15 protein-coding genes are annotated in these 15615 nt (G+C 70.2%); 11 read left to right on the top strand and 4 right to left on the bottom strand.

Going from position 1 to position 15615, the window contains the following annotated elements:
• On the top strand, window positions 1–808 hold an 808-nt coding region (locus tag HOV91_RS16515), incomplete at its 5' end, for an AIM24 family protein (RefSeq protein ID WP_174186286.1).
• Between the two features lie 57 nt (window positions 809–865).
• On the opposite strand, the gene HOV91_RS16520 is transcribed toward HOV91_RS16515, so the two are convergent.
• Both HOV91_RS16520 and HOV91_RS16525 read right to left on the bottom strand, forming a co-directional pair.
• On the bottom strand, window positions 866–2131 hold the full coding sequence (locus HOV91_RS16520) for a metallophosphoesterase (protein ID WP_312884653.1): 1266 nt from the start codon (window positions 2129–2131) through the stop codon (window positions 866–868).
• An 89-nt stretch (window positions 2132–2220) separates the two neighbouring features.
• Window positions 2221–2733 (bottom strand): mycothiol transferase, encoded by a 513-nt coding sequence (locus tag HOV91_RS16525; RefSeq protein ID WP_174186288.1) that lies wholly within the window; start codon window positions 2731–2733, stop codon window positions 2221–2223.
• Between the two features lie 173 nt (window positions 2734–2906).
• On the opposite strand from HOV91_RS16525, the gene HOV91_RS39475 reads away from it, so the two are divergent.
• The 7 genes from HOV91_RS39475 (at window position 2907) to HOV91_RS39885 (ending at window position 9996) form a co-directional block, all read left to right on the top strand.
• Entirely contained in the window at window positions 2907–3227 is a 321-nt protein-coding gene (locus HOV91_RS39475) for a hypothetical protein (RefSeq protein WP_217440575.1), read from the top strand.
• A 560-nt stretch (window positions 3228–3787) separates the two neighbouring features.
• Entirely contained in the window at window positions 3788–4342 is a 555-nt protein-coding gene (locus tag HOV91_RS16535; protein ID WP_174186289.1) for a DUF8020 domain-containing protein, read from the top strand.
• A 236-nt stretch (window positions 4343–4578) separates the two neighbouring features.
• The gene (locus HOV91_RS16540; RefSeq protein WP_174186290.1) at window positions 4579–5781 is read left to right on the top strand and encodes a sigma-54-dependent transcriptional regulator family protein; all 1203 of its coding nucleotides are present in this window, start codon (window positions 4579–4581) and stop codon (window positions 5779–5781) included.
• Between the two features lie 131 nt (window positions 5782–5912).
• Window positions 5913–7430, top strand: a complete 1518-nt coding sequence (exaC, locus tag HOV91_RS16545) for an acetaldehyde dehydrogenase ExaC (protein ID WP_174186291.1) — start codon at window positions 5913–5915, stop codon at window positions 7428–7430.
• Window positions 7430–7831, top strand: coding sequence for a DUF779 domain-containing protein (locus HOV91_RS16550; RefSeq protein WP_174186292.1), 402 nt, complete (start codon window positions 7430–7432; stop codon window positions 7829–7831). The genes exaC and HOV91_RS16550 overlap by 1 nt, the downstream gene beginning before the upstream one ends.
• Before the next feature lie 185 nt (window positions 7832–8016).
• Window positions 8017–9426, top strand: coding sequence for an MDR family MFS transporter (locus HOV91_RS16555; protein WP_174186293.1), 1410 nt, complete (start codon window positions 8017–8019; stop codon window positions 9424–9426).
• A gap of 204 nt (window positions 9427–9630) precedes the next feature.
• Window positions 9631–9996 carry a DUF4345 family protein gene (locus HOV91_RS39885; protein ID WP_312884654.1) on the top strand — a complete coding sequence of 122 codons (366 nt, stop codon included), beginning with the start codon at window positions 9631–9633 and terminating at the stop codon, window positions 9994–9996.
• Window positions 9997–10010: 14 nt separating this feature from the next.
• On the opposite strand, the gene HOV91_RS16565 is transcribed toward HOV91_RS39885, so the two are convergent.
• Window positions 10011–11447, bottom strand: a complete 1437-nt coding sequence (locus HOV91_RS16565; RefSeq protein ID WP_174186295.1) for an amino acid permease — start codon at window positions 11445–11447, stop codon at window positions 10011–10013.
• 216 nt (window positions 11448–11663) lie between these two features.
• Here HOV91_RS16565 and HOV91_RS16570 point away from each other — a divergent pair, with 216 nt between their 5' ends.
• The gene (locus HOV91_RS16570) at window positions 11664–12851 is read left to right on the top strand and encodes a serine hydrolase domain-containing protein (protein ID WP_174186296.1); all 1188 of its coding nucleotides are present in this window, start codon (window positions 11664–11666) and stop codon (window positions 12849–12851) included.
• Between the two features lie 66 nt (window positions 12852–12917).
• Window positions 12918–13910, top strand: coding sequence for an LLM class flavin-dependent oxidoreductase (locus HOV91_RS16575; RefSeq protein ID WP_174186297.1), 993 nt, complete (start codon window positions 12918–12920; stop codon window positions 13908–13910).
• 9 nt (window positions 13911–13919) lie between these two features.
• Here the strand turns inward: HOV91_RS16575 and HOV91_RS16580 are convergent, their stop codons facing one another.
• On the bottom strand, window positions 13920–14756 hold the full coding sequence (locus HOV91_RS16580) for an NADPH-dependent oxidoreductase (RefSeq protein WP_438822673.1): 837 nt from the start codon (window positions 14754–14756) through the stop codon (window positions 13920–13922).
• A 101-nt stretch (window positions 14757–14857) separates the two neighbouring features.
• On the opposite strand from HOV91_RS16580, the gene HOV91_RS16585 reads away from it, so the two are divergent.
• The gene (locus tag HOV91_RS16585; protein ID WP_174186298.1) at window positions 14858–15613 is read left to right on the top strand and encodes a siderophore-interacting protein; all 756 of its coding nucleotides are present in this window, start codon (window positions 14858–14860) and stop codon (window positions 15611–15613) included.
• The last annotated feature ends 2 nt before the right edge of the window (window positions 15614–15615 follow it).

A 15615-nucleotide genomic window follows, 5' to 3' on the forward strand; every position in this document is an offset into this window, starting at 1 on the left:
GGCCTATTCCGCACCGGCCGCCGCCGCGCCGCCACCACCGATGCCCGCACCCCAGCAAGGAGCGCTGCCGATGCAGAGCGAACTGTTCGCCCCCAGCCACGCCGAGGTCACCGGCGCGGGCATCCAGAAGCAGGGCGGCAAGATGATCAAGGTGGCCGTGAACGGTGAGGTCATGGCCCGCGCCGGATCGATGGTCGCCTATCAGGGCGAGCTGCATTTCCAGGCGCTCGGTGCGGGCGGGATCGGCCGGGCCATCCAGCAGCGGCTGACCGGTGAGGGCGTTCCGCTGATGAAGGTGTCCGGGCGCGGCGACCTCTTCGTCGCCAGCGGCGCCGCCGACGTGCACACCATCGACCTGGACGGCACCGACGGCCTGACCATCAACGGCGCCAACGTGCTCGCCTTCGACTCCTCGCTGCGCTACGACATCCGAATGGTGCAGGGCGCCGCCGGATTCGCCAGCAACGCCGGTTTGTTCAACTGCGTCTTCACCGGCCGCGGCCGCATCGCCATCACCACGCACGGCACGCCGGTGGTGCTCAATGTCGACCAGCCGACCTACGCCGACCCGCAGGCCGCGGTGGCCTGGTCGTCGAGCCTGCAAACCGGCATCAAACGCAACGATTCCTTCGGGCTCGGCCGGCTGATGGGCCGCAGCACCGGCGAGGGGATGACGCTGTCGTTCTCCGGACGCGGATTCGTCATCGTGCAGCCGTCGGAGCTGCCGCCGGGCGGCTTCCTCGGGGGCACCGGCGGCGGACAGGAAGCCGGCCAGAGCGGTGGCGTGCTGGGCGGGCTGTTCGGATAACGCGCGGATGCGCGCCTCCCGGCCTCGCACGAGGTGATGCCGGGCCGGGAGGCGCGGTCAAGCCTGTAGCGAGGCGAGTTCTACGACGGTGATGTCCGACGGTGCGCCCACCCGCACCGGCGGACCCCACGCCCCGGCTCCCCTGGACACGTACAGCTGGGTGTCGCCGTACCGCTCCAGCCCGGCGACGGTCGGATTCGCCAGGGCGGCAAGGTAATTGCCCGGCCAGATCTGGCCGCCGTGGGTGTGGCCGGACAGCTGGAGATCCACGCCGTGGGCCACCGCGTCCTCGATCAGCACCGGCTGGTGCGCCAGCAGCACGGCCGTGCGGGACCGGTCGCGGTCACCGAGCGCCTTGCCGAAGTCCGGGCCGTGGCCGGTTCGTTCGCCCTGCACGTCGTTCACGCCCGCCAGATCGAATCCCGGCAGTTCGGTGCGGGCATTGGCGAGCAGGTGCATGCCGAGCTCCTGGACGTGCTCGACCCACTGCTCGGCCCCGGAGAAGTACTCGTGATTGCCGGTCACGAAGAACGTGCCGTGCCGCGCGCGCAGCCGGGCCAGCGGCTCGACGGCCGAGCGGAGGTGCTCGACGCTGCCGTCCACCAGGTCGCCGACGACCGCGATCAGGTCGGGCTGGGTGTCGTTCACCGTCCGGACCACCCGCTCGGCGAAACCGCGCCCCAGGATCGGGCCCAGGTGGACGTCGCTGACCACCGCGATGCGGAAGCCGTCGGCCCCGCGCGGCAATTTCGCCAGCGGCACGGTGACGTGTTTGACGGTGGGCCCGTTGAGGACGCCGTAGGCGCCGAGGCCGACCGTGGTCGCCGCGGCGGCGACGGCGGCCCCGCCCACCACGCGGGAAACGAAGACGCGGCGCGGCAGCGGAGTGGTCTCGACCTGCGCCTGCTCGACCGTCTCGTCCTTCTCCGGCACGGGTTCCGCCGCAGCAGAACCCGCGGCCGCGGGTTCAAGCACGGGGCGGGCGCGATCGATGCGGCGCAGTACCAGGCGCCGGATCGGTTCGCCGACCAGCAGCGCCAGCAGCAGGTACACGAACAACGCGCCCCACAGATAACCGGGCCAGGCGATGATCCGCACCACCGCGAACGGAGCGGACAGCAGTTCGGCCACCGTCGCGCCGAGCAGCAGCACCGGCCCGGTCACCACGACAGCGGTGCCGATTCGACGCGCGCGGGACCCCGCGACGGTCGTGTCCCGCACCAGCCGCCGCCATACGTACCAGTGGGCGCCGACCAGCGTGAGGACGACCAGCGCGACGACAACGAGCACGACGATTCCGACGAGAACACTCTCAACGACCACGGCGGCACTCTCTGTGAACATTTCGGATGCGCCGGATCAACTTACGTCACGACGCGGACCCGGCCCACGTTTCGGCTTCCCGGTGCCGGTCATCTCGTCCGCTCGACCACCCCGCGCAAGAACGCGGCTTGCCCGGCGTGCTGCAGATCGTCGGAGATCACGCTGACCAGTCGCACACCCAGCGTCACCGGCGGGTCCCACCGGGTGTCGACGACGCGGTCCAGATCGCCGTCCCGGAGGGTCCGGAGCAACCGCAGCGTCCGCTCGTGCACCGCGTCGAAATAGCCGGTGAGCAACTCGGCGGGCGCGCGGATCAGCGCCACGTCGGCGGCGCCGTCGCCGTAGCCGGTCGCCGTCTTGTCGATGGGCAGGCCGAACCGGTCGTACCACCCCTGTTCGGTCCAGACCTGCTCGGTACCGGCCGCGTCCGCGATGTGATCGTCCTGCACCCGGGTCAGGTGCCAGATCAGCCACGCGATCGAGTTGGCGTCCGGATCGACGCGGTGGACGAGGGCGTCGTCCGGCAATCCGTCGACGGCTTCGTGCACCACTTCCTTGATCCGCTGGTAAGCGTCGGTCAGCACATCGGCACTGGTAGCCATGAGTCGACGGTACCGGGGACGAGCGGTGCCGGGCCTGGGCGATTTCTCGCACTATCGCACCACATTGAACGTACCGTTATTCAACGGTACAATATGTGATGGTGAACTTAGGTCGATGGCCTCGGAATCGGTCACCGACCGGACGCAGACGTACCCGAAGTGAGGAAGTACCGATGATCCACGATGTCGAGACCGGCCGCGCCCGGCGAGCCGTTGTCCGCGTGGCGATGGTCGCCGCGCTCGCACTGACACCAGTCGCCGCCGTCGCGGCGCCCGCGATGGCGCAGCAGCCGACCGGCGCGCAGACGAGTCAGGCCGAGGAGATCCACGGCGGCTGGCACCGCCACGGCGGCTGGGGCCGGCACGGCTACGGCGGCTGGGGTGGTTACGGCGGCTACGGCCTCTGGGGCAATCCGTACGGCTTCTGGGGCAGCCCGTTCGGCATGTGGCCCGGCATCGTCTGGCTGCGGCCCGGCACCGGAAGCGCGTTCTGAGGACGAGCGCTCCCGCACAGGTGATTTCCGGCTCCGCGCCACGGCGCGCGTCGTCGCACGAGCGCGGATCCGGATTCACCTGCCACCGCCCCGAGCCGCCACCGGCGAGAACGGACAACTCACCCGCCGACCGCGACTCCGCAACATCCTGGCGGCCGCGAATTGCGCTGCCACACCACGAGCGGAACACCTCCGCCCCTTTCGCCCCGCCGAGCTGCGAAAAATCGCAGCGCCTTCGCAGCACTCCGTCGACGCACTCGCCGCTCCTCGATTTCACGCGCGGGCGTTTCGGAGTATTTGTCGGTTCACACGGCCGAATTCCGCAGCGCCGCTGACCGAATCAGCACACCTACTGCAAACTGATCACAGCTGCGGCGAATCAGACTTTCCCCGAGCATATTTCGCCTGCGGCCGAGTCGCGAACCGGCCACCGATTTTCCGTGAAATTCGCAGAACGATTGCTTCGGGAAAGCCCTGCGGCCAGAATGGGTGGGGCCGAGAACCGGCATCTTGGGGATTCGTCGGCACTCGTGGCCGACACGACTATGTGGGGAAATACGATGAGAGTCAACAGATTCGCCGCCACCGCCCTCCTCGCGGTCGGAGCCACCGGAATCGCGACGGGCGTCGCGCACGCCCAGCCGGCCACGCCCGCGCAGGTCAGCGTGCACGGCGTCGAGCAGGGCATCGGCTTCACCTCGGCGCCCGCCGCCGACGGCACCGGGGTGGTCACCACCCTCGACGCGGGCACCTTCGCGTTGACCGCCGACGCCGGCGCGGTCGAGATGCGCAACGGCGCGGGACAGGTCGTCGCGACCCTCCCCCTGAGGTTCCAGGCCGCCGGCGCGACACACGGGCTGGCGCCCGCGATCACCGACGCCGGGCGCACCCTCACGGTGACGCCGGTGAACGCGCCCGCCGCGACCGAGCGCCTCACCCAGTTCGTCGCCGAGGACGAGACGCTCGCGCGCAAGCAGTACAACGCGGGCATCGGCGCGCTCATCGGCGCGGGGATCGGCGCCGTGATCGGCTTCTTCCTCGGTGGGGTCGGTGCGCTGGTCACCATCCCGATCGGAGCGGGCATCGGTGCGCTGATCGGTTTCTCCACGCCGTAATCGGCCGGTCCGGTGTGCGGCCGTCGACGGACGACCGCACACCGATCGCCGGTCGCGTCGCCGGGATCCCCTGGGCGCGCATACGCGGCCGAGGGGGACGCGGCGATCCGACCGTCGGCTCCATCCAGAGTCGTCCAGCCCCGTGGACAGCAGGCCGAAACGGACTGCCCGGCCGTGCGCTGGGGCATGATGGGGAGGCACGAAGACGATCGGAGCGAAGACACAGGATCCGCGAGATGGCACAGCGCAGTTCCCTCTCGCAGCAACGCGCTGCGCTGGAACAAGAGTGGTCCCGGTGGATACCCGCCGGAGCGCCGCAGGGTGACTCCACGCTGCGCAGCGAGGTCGCGCAATCGTGGCTGCGGTCGCTGCGCACCGTCGATCCGGCGCGCGAGCACGCGCCGCTGGCCGAAGCCGATGTCGCCGCCCGCTGGGCCGAATCCCCCTTGCGCACACCGGTATCCGAGCTGACCGATCAGTTGCGCGATATCACCGAGGGCGCGGGCTACGTCGCGGCGATCACCGACGAGACCGGAACCATTCTGTGGTCCCACGGTGGTCCGGTGATGCGTCGGCGTGCCGAACAGGTGAACTTCGCGCCCGGCGGACGCTGGGACGAGGCCCACATGGGCACGAACGCGCTGTCGCTGGCGCTGCGCACCGAACGGCCGCACACCGTCTTCTCGGCCGAACACCTGGTCGCCGCCTTGCACGGCTGGGTCTGCTACTGCGCGCCGATCCGCGCGGCGGACGGCCGTCAACTCGGCGTGCTGGACCTGTCCACCACCTGGGATCGCGCCCACCCGCTGGCCATGTCCACCGCCCGCACCCTGGTCACCGCCATCGAAGCCAAACTGCACCACCGCATGGCAACGCCGGGCGTCCGGCTCACCTGTCTCGGCGCTGCCCGCCTGATCCGCGACGGCGCACCCGTGCGCTTGCGCCCCAGGCAGCTGGAGATACTGGCCCTGTTGGCGCTCGAGCCAGCGGGTTTCACCCATGAACGCCTGCACTTCGCGGTGTACGGTGACCGGCCGGTCGGCGCCAGCACGCTCAAATCGGAGATGTCCCACCTGCGCCGCGCCACCGGCGGCGATATCACCAGCCGGGTCTACCAGCTGGTGAGCCCACTGTCCTGCGACGCCGTGGACGTGCTCGCCGCGCTCGAGGCGGGCGACACCGCCACGGCGGTCGAGCTGTATCGCGGGCCGCTGCTACCGGACTCGGACACGCCGGGCATCGTGCAGTGGCGCGAATATCTGGCAGTCGGTGTGCGTACCGCCGTGCTCACCAGCGGAAACGTCGAGCACGCGCTGCGCTACGGCGAGCGCGCCCCGCACGACGTCGAGATCCACGAACACGCGCTGCGCCTGCTCCCCGCGGGCGACGCTCGTCGTGCGCTGGCCGCTGCCCGGCTGCACGGCGCGCTGCGCGACTGAGTTCCGCCTCGGGGCGCCGGGCGGGCGCCGCGCGCCTCAACGTTTCCTCAACCCTCGCGCGGCATAGTGACCCGCGTCACGGCCGACCCGCCGTGCGCATCACGTCCGCAACCAGCGAGGAGTTACCCGCCATGAGCTACGCGAAGCCGGGAACCGAGGGCAGCGTCGTCGAATACGCCGCGCGCTACGACAATTTCATCGGCGGTGAGTGGACCGCCCCGGTCGAGGGCCGCTATTTCGAGAATCCCTCCCCGGTGGACGGGCAGACCTTCTGCGAGGTGGCGCGCTCGTCGGCCGCCGACATCGAACTCGCCTTGGACGCCGCGCACCGAGCCGCCGACGCGTGGGGCGCCACCTCGGCGGCCGAGCGGGCGAACATCCTCAACAAGATCGCCGATCGGATCGAGGACAACCTCGAGGCGCTGGCCGTGGCCGAAACCTGGGAGAACGGTAAACCGGTCCGGGAAACGCTGGCCGCCGACCTGCCGCTGGCGGTGGATCACTTCCGCTACTTCGCCGGCGCGGTCCGCGCCCAGGAGGGCGGCATCAGCGAAATCGACGCCGACACCATCGCCTACCACTTCCACGAACCGCTCGGCGTCGTCGGGCAGATCATCCCCTGGAACTTCCCGATCCTGATGGCCACCTGGAAACTCGCGCCCGCGCTGGCCGCCGGAAACGCGGTGGTGCTCAAGCCCGCCGAGCAGACCCCGGCGTCGATCCTGAAGGTCGTCGAGCTGATCGCCGACCTGCTGCCGCCCGGAGTGGTGAACGTGGTCAACGGCTTCGGCGTCGAGGCGGGCAAGCCACTGGCCGCGAGCCCGCGCGTGGCCAAAGTCGCCTTCACCGGCGAGACGACCACCGGCAGGCTGATCATGCAGTACGCCAGCGAGAACATCATCCCGGTCACCCTGGAACTGGGCGGCAAGAGCCCGAACATCTTCCTGCCCGACATCATGGCCGCCGACGACGCCTTCCTCGACAAGGCCGTGGAGGGCTTCGTGATGTTCGCGCTCAACCAGGGCGAGGTCTGCACCTGTCCGTCCCGCGCGCTGATCCACTCCTCGATCTACGACGAGTTCATCGCCCGGTGCATCGAACGCACCAAAGCCATCCGCGGCGGTAACCCGCTCGACGACGCCACCATGATCGGCGCGCAGGCCAGCAACGACCAGTACGAGAAGATCCTGTCCTACCTCGACATCGGCCGCCAGGAAGGCGCCGAGGTGCTCACCGGCGGCGGTCCGCGCAAGGTCGAGGAGTTCCCCGACGGCTTCTACGTCGAGCCGACGATCTTCTCCGGCCGCAACGACATGCGCATCTTCCAAGAGGAGATCTTCGGGCCGGTCGTGTCGGTGACCACTTTCGACTCGATCGACGAAGCGCTGAAAATCGCCAACGACACCCTCTACGGGCTCGGTGCCGGAGTGTGGACCCGCGACATCAACGCCGCCTACCGATTGGGCCGCCGGATCAAGGCGGGCCGGGTCTGGACCAACTGCTACCACGCCTACCCCGCGCACGCGGCGTTCGGCGGCTACAAGAAGTCCGGCATCGGGCGCGAGAACCACCGCATGATGCTCGACCACTACCAGCAGACCAAGAACTTGCTGGTCAGCTACTCGCCGGACAAGCTCGGGTTCTTCTGATGGGCGATCCGGTCCATCGTGTCGAGCTCACCGCGGCAGCGCGGACACTGCTGCGGCAGCTGATCGCCCAGCATGGCCCGGTCATGTTCCACCAGTCCGGCGGCTGCTGCGACGGCAGCTCACCGATGTGCTATCCGCGCGGCGAATTCCGGGTCGGCGGGTCGGACGTGCTGCTCGGGCACCTGGCGGCGGACACGCCGTTCTGGATGAGCGCCGACCAGTACGACTACTGGCGCCACACCCACCTCACCGTCGACGTGGTGCCCGGTCGAGGCAGTGGATTCTCCCTGGAAGCACCCGAAGGCGTGCGCTTCCTCATCCGCTCCCGGCTGCTCACCGACGAGGAACTCGCCGTTCTCGAGGCACAGCCGCCACCCACCGGGGCGGATCCGCCCCACTGACCCGGGGCACCGGCGACTGCGGGATACGGCAGCGCCGGTGCGCCGCCGGGGCCGCTCACCCGACCGCGCCTCGGGTGAGCGGCCCCCTCTTGCCCGGATCGCGCTGGGAAATCACGGTGCGGGAATAGTCGCGGAGCGGATACCGTCGTTCGAGGTGGTTAGACAAGCGAACGAGAGGGGCCGCGGTGGCGACGGAGACTGCGACGGCGGCGATCGGGCTGCGCTCCGAGCGCGGCGCCGTGCTCGGAGCGCTGATGCTGGCCACCGGGCTGGTCGCGCTCGATTCCACGGTCATCGCCACGGCGGTGCTCACCATCACCCACAGTCTCGGCGGCTTCGCGCAATTCCCTTGGTTGTTCTCCATCTATCTGCTGGCGCAAGCGGTGACGGTGCCGATCTACGGCAAGCTCGCCGACACCGTGGGCCGCAAACCGGTGCTCCTGTTCGGGATCGCGACGTTCGCGCTGGGTTCGCTGCTGTGCGGCGCGGCGACCAGCATGCTCGGACTGATCGTCTTCCGCGCCGTGCAGGGCATCGGCGCCGGAGCGATCCAGCCGATGACGATGACCATCGCGGGCGATTTGTACACGCTGTCGGAGCGCGCTCGGGTGCAGGGCTATCTGGCCAGTGTGTGGGCCATGTCGAGTGTGGCGGGCCCGCTGCTGGGCGGCCTGTTCGCCGACTACGTGGGCTGGCGCTGGATCTTCCTGATCAACCTTCCGCTCTGCGCGCTCGCCGGATGGATGCTGGTCCGCAATTTCGCCGAGAGCGCCCCCCGGCGGCGACAGAGTGTCGACTACCTGGGTGCGGCGCTGCTGGCGGTCGGGGCGGGCGCGTTGATCCTCGGGCTGCTCGAGGGCGGCCAGGCGTGGGCTTGGTCCTCGCCCCTCAGCATCGGGATCTTCACCGGCGGCGCGGTCCTGCTCGCGCTGTTCGGGCTGGTCGAGCGCAGGGCGCGGAATCCGATCCTGCCGCTGTGGGTGTTCACTCGCCGTGTGGTGATCGCCAGCAGCCTGGTGTCGGTGCTGATCGGCGCGATCCTGGTGGGAGCGACCTCCTATGTGCCGACCTTCACCCAGGGTGTGCTCGGCACCGGCGCGCTGGTCGCCGGCCTGACGGTCGGCGCGCTCACGCTGGGCTGGCCGCTGGCCGCGTCCCAAGCGGGGAAACTGTATCTGCGCTTCGGTTTCCGGACGACCGCTCTGCTCGGCAGCGGTTCGGCGGCGCTCGGCGCCGCGAGCACGCTGCTGATCACCCAGCACTCGGCGTTGTGGCAGGTCGCCATGTCGTGCTTCGTGATAGGCATCGGCATGGGCTGGGTCGCGACCCCGACCCTGATCGCGGCGCAGACCAGCGCCGAATGGACCGAGCGGGGCGTGGTCACCTCCGCCAACATGTTCGCGCGCTCGATCGGCAGCGCGGTGGGCATCGCGGTGTTCGGGGCGGTCGTGAACGCGCGGGTCGGTCACTCCGATCACCCGCCGCCGGAGACGCTGGCCGCGGCGATACACCTGGTCTTCGTCGCGATCGCGGCGATGGCCGCGGTCATGGTCGTCGCCGCGGCCATGATGCCCCCGCGTGCGGCGACCGACTGACCTGCGTCCACCCGAACCGGCCCGAAACCGGCGCATTCACGCTGGTCGGAGATGGAATTCCCGCCGGACCGCCGTGGCAAGGCCGCGGGGCCGCGCGGATGCCGATCCGACGACACGACCCGACGCAGCGGGTTTTCGGAAGCGTTCGCTGCCGGGCCTGGCGCAAGCTGGGCTTTCCAACCGAACCGGAACTCGGAGGTCGTAGTGGCACAGGCGGTATGCGGAATCGTCGGCGTGTTCTTCCTGGGCATGGGTGTTTACGCGCTCGCGTCGCCGGTCGCGCTGATCAGGCCCTTCGGCATCCGGCTCGCGGAGCCGAGCGCCCGATACGAAGTGCGCGCCGTCTACGGCGGTTTCGGTCTGGCGATGGCCGCCGTGCTCGCGGTGGCCGCTCTCGACCTCGGATCCCTGCGCGGCGGGATCATGGTCGCCATCGGCGCCGCGCTGGCGGGCATGGCCCTCGGCCGGGTGGTGTCCGCCGTGCTCGACGAGCGAACGGCTTTCTACCCCACCTGGTTCTACGGCGTGGTGGAGGCGATCGGCGCGGCCGCGCTCTTCCTCGCGGCCTAGCGGAAAATCGCGCGTCAGCTGGTGTGCACGGACTCGGTCGGCGTAGCGGGCCTGCCGAGTTTGCGCAGCGTGAAGTATCCGGCCGACACCAGCACCGCCCACACCGCACCGACCGCGATGGCCGTGCGCCCGCTGTCGGTGAACAACAGCAGCACGACCACCAGGCCGAGGAATGCCAGCGCGAGCACGGTGGTGTACGGCGCGGCGGGCAGCCGGTAGTCGCTGGCGGGCAGCTCACCACGGGCGACCTTGGCGCGGTAGAGCAGGTGGCACACCAGGATGACGCCCCAGACGAAGATGATGCCGATGGTCGACACCGAGGTGATGTAGGCGAAGGCCTTGTCCGGGGAGATGACGTTGACGACCACGCCGATCACCATCGCCGCCGCCGACGCGCTGATCCCGACCCAGGGCACCGCGTTCGCGCTCAGCTGGTTCAGCCGGGCGGGCGCCTCGCCGCGCAGCGACAGGGTGCGCAGCATCCGGCCGGTCGAGTAGATACCGGAGTTGCACGACGACAGCGCCGCGGTGAGCAGCACGAAATTCACGATGCCGGCCGCACCGGGGATGCCGATCTGCTGGAAGACCTCCACGAACGGGCTCTTGCCCGCGTGGAAGTCGCGCCAACTGGACACCGACATGATCACCACGAGCGCGCCGACGTAGAACAGGCCGATCCGGAACGGCAGCGTGTTGATCGCCTTGCGCAAGGTGGTGCGCGGCTCACGCGCCTCCCCGGCGGTGACGCCCACCAATTCCACGCCCACGTAGGCGAACAGCACGATCTGCAGCACGAGCAGCGATTGGCCGAGACCGTTGGGGAACACGCCGCCGTCGGCCCACAGGTTGGTGACGGTGGGATTCGGGGCGTTTCCGAAGCCGATCAGCAGCACGCCGATGCCGAGCAGGATCATGCCGACGATCGCGGTCACCTTGATGGCGGAGAACCAGAACTCGCCCTCGCCGAACAGCCGCACCGAGATCAGGTTGGCGCCGAACATCACCGCCAGCACGACCAGCGCGGTGATCCACGGCGGGATGTCGAACCAGTACTGCACGTACTTGCCCGCCACGGTGATCTCGGCCATGCAGGTGGTCACCCACACCGCCCAGTACGACCAGCCGGTCACGAAACCGGCGAAGCGGCCGAGGAATTCGTGGGCGTACTCGGCGAAACTCCCCGAGATCGGCCGGTAGGTCAGCAGTTCGCCGAGCGCCCGCATGATCACGAAGATGGCCAGGCCCGCCGCCAGGTAGGCCAGGATGAGGCCGGGACCCGCTTGCTCGATCGCACCGCCCGCGCCGTAGAACAGGCCGGTGCCGATCGCGCCGCCGATGGCGATCATCTGAATGGTGCGCGGGCTCAGGCTCCTGGCATAGCCTTCCGAGTCGCCGCTGTCCGCCGGAGCCGACGGTCCGGCGTCCTGAACGTGACGGTCGGAGGCTGTCATACTGCGGTCCTTCCCCTCGCTGGGCGGCGACGCCGGTCACCGGCCGGTGCGCCGAGCACACGACGTCGGATCATCGCATGGTCGGCCTCGATCGAGTCGTCACGCTACCGCCCCGCCCGTGCGCGTCGTTTCCGGGCCGACCGCCGAAGCCGTCCGGCCCTACCGGACCGGCGCCGGACATGCCATCATCGGGTCCCCTACCGATCGGCTCCCGTCATGACCGAACCGCCGCACCGGCGCGCCCGACCCGGCCGCTACGCGCTGCGTGCCGTCCTCGTCCTGCTCGCCGCCGTCGCCGTCCTGGTCGGCGCGGCGTTCGTCACCACGCCGGTGCTGCGCATACCGTCGCCGCCGACGCTGGTGCGGCTGATGACCGACCCGCCCTCCGCCCAAGGCGCACTGTTCGAGAGCCGGACGGTGTCCGCCTCGCTCACTGCGCGTCCCCTGCCGAACGCACCGCGGCCGCTGCCCGAGCGGGTGCCGTGGCGCGGATCGCACCGCTCGATCACCGATTTCCTCGACACCACGCACACCAATTCGTTCCTCGTCCTGCGCGGCGGCGCCGTCACCCACGAGTGGTACCGCGACGGCGTCACGGCGACCACCCGTCAGTCGTCGTGGTCGGTGGTGAAATCCATCGTGTCGCTGCTGACCGGCCGGGCCGTCGCCGCGGGGAAGCTCGCCGAGGACGACCGCCTGGTGCGGATCCTGCCCGAGCTGACCACGGGCGGCGCCTACGACACCGTCACCATCCGCGACCTGCTGGACATGGCCTCCGGCGTGGACGTCTCGGAGAACTACAACAAGTACATGCCGCTGACCGGCACCGCCCGGATGTACCTCACCGAGGACCTCGCCGGATTCGTCCGCGATCACCGCGGCCTGCGGTTCCCGGCGGGCAGCGCGGGCGAGTACCGCAGTGTGGACACCCAACTGCTCGGCATGGCGCTGGCGCGGGTCGAGGGCCTGCCGCTGGCGGACCTGCTGGAGCGCGACATCTGGGCTCCGATCGGCGCCCAGGACGACGCGCTGTGGAACCTCGATCGCGCGGGCGGCCAGGAGAAGGCGTTCTGCTGTCTCAACGCGACGGCCCGCGACTTCGCCAAGATCGGGCAGCTGGTGCTGGACGGCGGGCGCGTGGGCGACGCGCAGATCGTGCCGCCCCAATGGATCGACCGCATCCGCACCCCGGCCCCGCACCGGGTGGGCGACTGGCCCTACGGCGCGCAGTGGTGGCACCCGACCGGCGGGGACGGGGCCGATCTCACCGCGGTCGGCGTCTACGGCCAGTACGTCTACGTCGACCCGCCCAGCGGCACCGTCATCGTCAAACTCAGCGACCACGGGACCACCCAGGACGAGCAGGAGACCATCGAGGTGTTCCGCGCGATAGCGCGCGGCTGAGGCGGCCGGCGAAATACACCGGGAGCGCCGCGCGTTGGGATGGAGATCGCACCCTGGAGGAGACAGATGATCGACGTCCCGCTGTCCGTACTGGATCTGGCGCCGGTGCAGTCCGGCCGCACCGTCGGCGAGGGGCTCGACGCGACCACCGAATTGGCCCGGCGCACCGAGGCTTTGGGCTATCACCGCTTCTGGGTGGCCGAACACCACAACATGCCGGGCATCGCGAGTTCGGCGCCGAGCGTGCTGCTGGCCCACCTGGCCGCCGCCACCTCCACCATCCGGGTCGGCTCCGGCGGGGTGATGCTGCCCAACCACGCTCCGCTCGTGGTCGCCGAGCAATTCGGCACCCTGCACGCGCTGCATCCCGGACGGATCGACCTGGGCATCGGACGCGCGCCCGGCACCGACCAGGCGACCGCCCGCGCCCTGCGGCGTACCGCGGACGGCCTGTCGGCGGAGTCGTTCCCCCAGGAGCTGGCCGCGCTGCTCGGCTACTTCCGCGGGTCCGATCCCGGCGGCATCGCCGCGACGCCGGGCCGCGGCGAGGAGCCGGAGATCTGGCTGCTGGGTTCCAGCGGCTACAGCGCCCAGGTCGCCGCGGTGCTCGGGCTGCCGTTCGCCTTCGCCCATCACATCAGCCCGGACAACACCGAGCCCGCGCTGGCGCTCTACCGCGAGCACTTCCGGCCCTCCGAGCTCCTGTCGCGCCCGCACGCGATGGTCGCGGTCGCGGCGATCTGCGCGGACACCGACGAGCGCGCCGAGACGCTCGCAGGCCCGCGCGACCTGGCCTTCCTCAATCTGGTGCGCGGCACGCCGCGGGCGCTGGCCACGCCGGAGGAAGCGGCCGCGTTCCGCCCGTCCGAACACGAGCGCGCCTTCATCCGGCAGCGCAGGGCCGGGCAGTTGCTCGGCTCGCCGGAAACGGTGCGCGGTCAGCTCGCCGACCTGCTGCACCGCACCCAGGCCGACGAGCTGATGATCAACACCCTGGTCTACGACATCGACGACCGCGCCCGATCGTTCGAACTGCTCACCGAGAAGGTCGCGGCCTGAGGCGGCGGGTCAGTGCAATCGGAAGCCGTGGTTGGTGAGCGACTCGCGCAGTCGGTGCCTGCCGCTCAGCGCCGCCGCCGAAGCCAGCCGGGCCAGCACCCGCTCGGTCCAGGAATGCGCGAGCTGCTGCTCGGCATAGAATTCCGCGATCCGGGTCTCGTACTCGGCCACGTGTCCCCGCTGCGCGTCCAGATCGTAGGTCTCGTGGTGCAGGACGGCTTCCTGCGGCAGGCGCGGCTTCACCCGCGCGTCCTCGGCGGGGTCGGGGTGGCCGACCACCAAGCCGAAGACGGCGAACACCTGCGGCGGCAGGCCGAGTTCGGCGGCGACGTCTTCCGGCTTGTTGCGCAGCGCCCCGATGTAGACGGTGCCGAGCCCGAGCGATTCGGCGGCCACGACCGCGTTCTGCGCCGCGAGCGCGGCGTCGATGAATCCGACGTAGCTCGACTCGAGATAGTCCGCGCCCTCCAGCGGCGCGCTCCGGTCCGCGGCGAGTTGGCGCAGGCGGGCGAAATCGGCCGTCCAGACCAGCAGCACCGGCGCCTGGACGATGTGCGCCTGGTCACCCGCCAGCGCGGCCAGCCGCGCCTTGCGCCGCGGGTCACGGACCGCGATAACGCTCCAGACCTGCAAATTAGACGACGTCGGCGCGGACTGCGCCGCGGAGATCAGCAGACGCAGTGTGGCGTCGGGCACCGGGTCCGGCAGGTAGCGGCGCACCGAGCGGTGTTCGTGCAGCACCTGCAGGACTTGGTTCCACTGCGCGGGTTCGACCGGTTGCGGGTGGCGGTAGCGCTGCTGCACGGCGTGGGCCGGTGTCGGCACGGACTGCGTCATGGTGATCATCTTCACGCCTCGGCGGCGCGCCGTCAGCGGTTGCCCGCAGCTCGAGCCGAACGCGGGTAGGGTAAGTAAGGTAAGCCTAATTATTCTCATCGGAGGTTCTCTTGGCACGTCCTCGCACCACCCTCACGGTGCAGCGCACCGAATGGCTGACCCCGCATCTGATCCGGGTGCACCTGGGCGGCCCCGGCTTCGCCGCGTTCCGGCCCAGCGAGTTCACCGACTCGTATGTGAAGTTCATTTTCCCGCAGGACGGCAACGAGGTGCTGCGCACCTACACCGTCCGGTCGGTGGACCCGGTCGCCGGTGAGATCGCGGTGGACTTCGTCTTCCACGGTGCCGAAGGCATCGCGGGACCGTGGGCGGCGGAGGTCCGGCCGGGTGCGACCATCGACCTGTACGGCCCCGGCGGCGCCTACACCCCGCGCCCCGACGCCGACTGGCATCTGCTGGCCGGTGACGAGGCGGCGCTGCCCGCTATCGCCGCCGCGCTCGAGGCGATGCCCGCCGAAGCGACCGGGCTGGCGTTCGTCGAAGTCGCCGGTCCGGACGACGAGCTGCCGCTCAAGCAGCCGGACGGCATCGAGCTGACCTGGCTGCACCGCGGCGTCCGGCCCCCGGGCGAGTTGCTCGCCGCAACCGTCCGCGCGGCGCCGTGGGCGCCCGGTCAGGTCCAAGTGTTCATCCACGGCGAAGCCGAGGCGGTCATGAAGGATCTGCGCCGCTATGTCCGCAAGGACCGGGGCGTCACCGCCGAGTGGGCGGCCTCGATCTCCGGGTATTGGCGTCGCGGCCGCACCGAGGAAGGCTTCCGGGAATGGAAAGCCGATCTGCGGGCCGCCGAGGAAGCCGGCGGCTGAGC

This window comes from Nocardia barduliensis (assembly GCF_013315795.1).
Classification (GTDB): domain Bacteria; phylum Actinomycetota; class Actinomycetes; order Mycobacteriales; family Mycobacteriaceae; genus Nocardia; species Nocardia barduliensis.